The sequence below is a fragment of the Mycobacterium sp. 1245852.3 genome (assembly GCF_001669335.1).
Lineage (GTDB): Bacteria > Actinomycetota > Actinomycetes > Mycobacteriales > Mycobacteriaceae > Mycobacterium > Mycobacterium europaeum_A.
On the sequence record NZ_LZLL01000341.1, the window covers coordinates 1 to 5,221 of the forward strand.

General features: G+C 68.0%; 4 protein-coding genes. 3 read left to right on the forward strand and 1 reads right to left on the reverse strand.

Annotated elements, in window-relative coordinates; translation table 11 throughout:
- From A9W96_RS15335 to A9W96_RS15345, 3 genes are all read left to right on the forward strand, one after another.
- A partial coding sequence (locus A9W96_RS15335; protein WP_067140951.1) for a L,D-transpeptidase family protein occupies positions 1 to 724 on the forward strand: 724 nt, incomplete at its 5' end.
- Between the two features lie 141 nt (positions 725 to 865).
- A complete protein-coding gene (locus A9W96_RS15340; RefSeq protein ID WP_067140954.1) occupies positions 866 to 1,471 on the forward strand; it encodes a TetR/AcrR family transcriptional regulator in 606 nt (201 codons plus the stop codon).
- Positions 1,461 to 3,707 (forward strand): molybdopterin oxidoreductase family protein, encoded by a 2,247-nt coding sequence (locus tag A9W96_RS15345; RefSeq protein ID WP_067140957.1) that lies wholly within the window; start codon positions 1,461 to 1,463, stop codon positions 3,705 to 3,707. Before A9W96_RS15340 ends, A9W96_RS15345 begins: the two co-directional genes overlap by 11 nt.
- Here A9W96_RS15345 and A9W96_RS15350 read toward each other — a convergent pair.
- Positions 3,691 to 5,221 (reverse strand): M13 family metallopeptidase (locus tag A9W96_RS15350; RefSeq protein ID WP_067140960.1); only part of this gene is annotated, 1,531 nt, incomplete at its 5' end. The two genes, A9W96_RS15345 and A9W96_RS15350, sit on opposite strands and share 17 nt — an antisense overlap.

The following is a 5,221-nucleotide window of genomic DNA, read 5'->3' on the forward strand; positions in this document are numbered from 1 at the left end:
CAAGGCGCTGCAGGGCGGTGCGATCTATGACCACTGGCAGGCGATCGGCGGGATGAGCAGCGTACTGGGCCAGCCGATCATCATCAACTTCCCGGGCACGGTCGAGAACGCCGACGCGGCCATCGCGGCGGTGCACGTCTCGTCGGTCCCGCCGGTGCCGGGCAAGTTCTACTGGATGACCCCGACCCAGCTGCGCTGGCGGCCGATCAACTTCTGGCCCGCCCACACCGCCGTGACGGTCGACGCCGGCGGCACCGTGTCCACCTTTCAGACCGGTGACACGCTGATCGCCACCGCCGACGACGCCACGCACCAGCTGACCGTCACCCGCAACGGCACCGTCGAGAAGACCTTCCCGATGTCGATGGGCATGACGTCGGGCAATCACCAAACCCCCAACGGTACCTATTACGTGCAGGACAAGAAGGCGTCGGTGGTGATGGACTCCTCGACCTACGGCGTGCCGGTCAACTCGACCTACGGCTACAAGGTGACGGTGGAGGACGCGGTCCGCTTCGACAACGTCGGCGACTACGTGCACAGCGCGCCGTGGTCGGTGGACGACCAGGGCAAGCGCGACGTCAGCCACGGCTGCATCAACATCAGCCCGACCAACGCCAAGTGGTTCTTCGACAACTTCGGTCCCGGTGACCCGATCGTCGTGAAGAACTCCAGCGGCGGCAATTACAAGAAGAACGACGGCTCCGCCGACTGGATGAACTAACCCGCAGCGACAGCGCACAATCGCCCATTCCCGAGCGGGAATGGGCGATTTGCGGTTAGGCGGGTTGTTGTTGCCTGGGGGTTCCGCTTGCGCGCGCGTTATGTATAGCATCATACATACCCCGACGGCTGAGGAGCTGCGATGCGTAGTCCACGCGAGCGGATGGTCGTGTCTGCCGCGCTGCTGATCCGCGAGCGGGGCGCGCGCGCCACCGCCATCTCCGACGTGCTCGAACACAGCGGCGCGCCGCGGGGGTCGGCCTACCACTACTTCCCCGGCGGGCGCACCCAGTTGCTCTGCGAGGCCGTCGACTTCGCCGGCGAGTACGTCGCCGCCGTGATCGCCGGCGCGGCCGACGGCCTGCAGTTGATCGACACGTTGATCGATCAGTACCGCCGGCAGCTGGTCGATACCGACTTCCGTGCCGGCTGCCCGATCGTGGCGGTCTCCGTCGAGGCGGGCGAACAGGACGCCGAGCGCATCGCCCCGGTGGTGGAACGCGCCGCCGCGGCCTTCGACCGGTGGAACGACCTGATCGCCGCGCGGTTGATCGCCGACGGTGTTCCGCGGGAGCGGGCGAGCGAGCTGGCCGTCCTGGCCACCACCGCGCTCGAGGGTGCGATCGTGCTGGCCCGGGTGCGACGCGACCTGATGCCCCTCGACGTCGTCCATCGCCAGCTGCGCGAGCTGCTGCTGGCCACCTCGTCCTATCAGGCAGCCGGAAAGGACACCCGCAATGACCGGTGAATGGCAACCCAGCGCATGCATTCTGTGCGAATGCAACTGTGGCATCGTGGTTCAAGTCGAGGATCGCCGGCTGGCCCGCATCCGCGGTGACAAGGCCCATCCCGCTTCGCAGGGCTACACCTGCAACAAGGCGTTGCGCCTGGACCACTATCAGAACAGCCGCGCCCGGCTGACCTCGCCGCTGCGCCGCCGCGCCGACGGCAGCTACGAGGAGATCGACTGGGACACCGCGATCGTGGAGATCGCCGAGGGCTTCAAACACATCCGCGACAGCTACGGCGGGGACAAGATCTTCTACTACGGCGGCGGCGGGCAGGGCAACCACCTGGGCGGGGCGTACAGCGGCGCCTTCCTCAAGGCGCTGGGTTCGCGTTACCGGTCAAATGCCTTGGCGCAGGAGAAAACCGGCGAGGCCTGGGTCGACGGCCAGCTGTACGGCGGCCACACCCGGGGCGAGTTCGAGCACGCCGAGGTGGCGGTCTTCGTCGGAAAGAACCCGTGGATGTCGCAGAGCTTCCCGCGGGCGCGGGTGGTGCTCAACGAGATCGCGAAGGATCCGAACCGCTCGATGATCGTCATCGATCCCGTCGTCACCGACACCGCCAAGATGTCCGACTTCCACCTGCGGGTGCGGCCGGGCACCGACGCGTGGTGCCTGGCCGCGCTGGCCGCCATCCTCGTACAGGAAAACCTTTGCGACGAAGCGTTTCTCGCCGAGCATGTGCGCGGTGCCGACACCGTGCGTGACGCGCTGCGCCAGATTCCGGTGGCCGGCTACGCGCAGCACTGCGGGGTGGACGAGGAACTGCTGCGCGCGGCGGCGCGGCGCATCGGCACCGCGGCCAGCGTCTCGGTGTTCGAGGACCTCGGGGTGCAGCAGGCACCCAACAGCACGCTGTGCTCCTATCTGAACAAGCTGCTCTGGATCTTCACCGGCAACTTCGCGAAACAGGGCGGCCAGCACCTACATTCGTCGTTCGCGCCGCTGTTCGGCCAGTTCTCCGGCCGCACCCCGGTGACCGGCGCCCCCATCATCTCCGGGCTGGTGCCCAGCAACGTGGTGCCCGAGGAAATCCTGACCGATCACCCGGATCGCTTCCGGGCCATGATCGTCGAAAGCAGCAATCCGGCTCACTCACTGGCGAATTCGGCCGCCTGCCGCGATGCGTTCCGATCACTGGAGCTGATGGTGGTCATCGACGTCGCGATGACCGAGACAGCCAGGCTCGCCCACTATGTGCTTCCCGCCGCCTCCCAGTTCGAGAAGCCGGAGGCCACCTTCTTCAACCTGGAATTCCCGCACAACACCTTTCAGCTGCGCCGTCCACTGCTGCCACCCTTGCCGGGCACCCTGCCCGAACCCGAGATCTGGGCGCGGCTGGTGCGGGCGCTCGGGGTGGTGGACGACGCGGACCTGCGGCCGCTGCGCGAGGCCGCCCAGCGGGGACGGCAGGCCTACACCGAGGCGTTCCTCTCCGCCGTCGCCACCAATCCAACTGTGGCGCAGCTGCTTCCGTATGTTCTCTACGAGACGCTGGGGCCCACCCTGCCCGACGGACTGCGCGGCGCCGCCGCCCTGTGGGGCCTCGCCCAGAAAACCGCGATGAGCTATCCCGACGCCGTGCGGCGCGCCGGTCACGCCGACGGCAACGCGCTGTTCGACGCGATCATGGACAACCCGTCGGGGGTGACGTTCACCGTGCACAACTACGAGGACGACTTCGCGTTGATCAGCCACGCCGACCGCAAGATCGCCCTGGAAATCCCCGCGATGCTCGACGAATTGGGGGCGCTGACCCGCACCCCGCCCCGGCTTACCACGCCGGATTTCCCGATCGTGCTGTCGGTGGGGGAGCGGCGCGCCTATACCGCCAACGACATCTTCCGCGACCCGTCCTGGCGCAAGCGCGACGCCGACGGCGCACTGCGGGTCAGCGTCGAGGACGCCCAGGCCCTCGGGCTCGTCGACGGCTGCCGGGCCCGCATCAGCACCGCGACCGGCAGCGCCGAGGCCACCGTCGAGATCACCGAGACCATGCTCCCCGGACATGCCGCCCTGCCCAACGGATTCGGGCTCGACTACATCGGCGACGACGGGCGCACCGTCACCGCGGGTGTCGCCCCGAACGCGCTCACCTCCACCGAATGGCGCGATCCCTACGCCGGCACGCCGTGGCACAAGCACGTCCCCGCCCGGATCGAGCCCGCGCAGGTGAGCGTCAGTTCCAGATCTTGACCCGCTTGTCCGGTTCCAGGAACAGCGCGCCAACATCGGCGCCGTCGAAGGCGTCGTAGAAGGCGTCCATGTTGCGCAGCACGCCGTTGCAGCGGAACTCCGGCGGCGAGTGCGGATCCACCGCCAGGCGCCGGATCGCCTCGGCCTCACGGGATTTGGTGCGCCATACCTGGGCCCACCCGTAGAACACCCGCTGCACGCCGGTCAGGCCGTCGATGACCGGAGCCGGCTGGCCGTTCAGTGACAACTGGTAGGCCAGCAGCGCGATCGACAAGCCGCCCAGGTCGCCGATGTTCTCCCCGACGGTGAACGCGCCGTTGACGTGGTGCTCGCTCGCCAGTGCCCGCGGCGTGTAGGCGTCGTACTGCTCGATGAGAGCCTTTGTGCGGGTGGCGAACTCGGCGCGGTCGGCGTCCGTCCACCAGTCCACCAGATTGCCGTCGCCGTCATATTTGGCGCCTTGGTCGTCGAAGCCGTGGCCGATCTCGTGGCCGATCACCGCGCCGATGCCACCGTAGTTGGCCGCGTCGTCGGCCTCGGCGTCGAAGAACGGCGGCTGCAAAATGGCTGCCGGAAAGACGATTTCGTTCATGCCCGGGTTGTAGTAGGCGTTGACGGTCTGCGGCGTCATGAACCACTCGTCCCTGTCCACCGGCCCGCCCAACTTGGCCAGCTCGCGGTCGTGGTTGACGGCGTACCCGCGCTGGTAGTTGCCGTACAGGTCGGCCCGGTCGATCACCAGCGCGGAGTAGTCACGCCACTTCGCCGGGTAGCCGACCTTGGCGGTGAACTTGTCCAGCTTGGTCAGCGCCCGCTCCCGGGTCGCCGGGGTCATCCAGTCCAGGTCGCTGATGCTGATCCGGTAGGCCGCCCGCAGGTTGGCCACCAGTTCGTCGATGCGGGCCTTCGCCCCGGGCGGGAAATGCCGTTGCACGTAGAGCTTTCCGACGGCGTCGCCCATCAGGTTCTCCACCAGCGACACCGCACGCTTCCACCGATCGCGGATCTGCTCGGTGCCGGTCAGCAGGCGGCCGTAGAAGTCGAAGTCCGCGGACACCACCTCGTCGGTCAGCCAGGCGGCCCGGGCGCGGATCAACCGCCACCGCGCCCAGCTCTTCCACACCTCGAGGTCTTCGTTGCGCCACAGCTCGGCGAACGTGCGCAGGTAATCAGGCTGGCGCACAATCACTTCCGCGAGGGACTCCGGGTCGGCGCCGAGCCCGCCCACCCAGCCGGCCCAATCGAACCCCACCGCCTCGTCGCGAAGTTCGGCGAACGTGCGCAGGTTGTAGGTGAGGTCGGCGTCGCGGCGCTTGACCACATCCCAGTGCGCCTCGGCCAGCCTGGCCTCCAGCGCGACGATGCGGTCGGCGGTCGCAATGTGGTCGGCCGGATCGCCGCCGAACACCAGGGCGAACATCCGCGCGATGTGCGCCGGGTACGCCTCCAGCACCTGCGCGTGCCGCTCTTCGCGGTAATAGGACTCATCGGGCAACCCGAGGCCGGACTGGGTG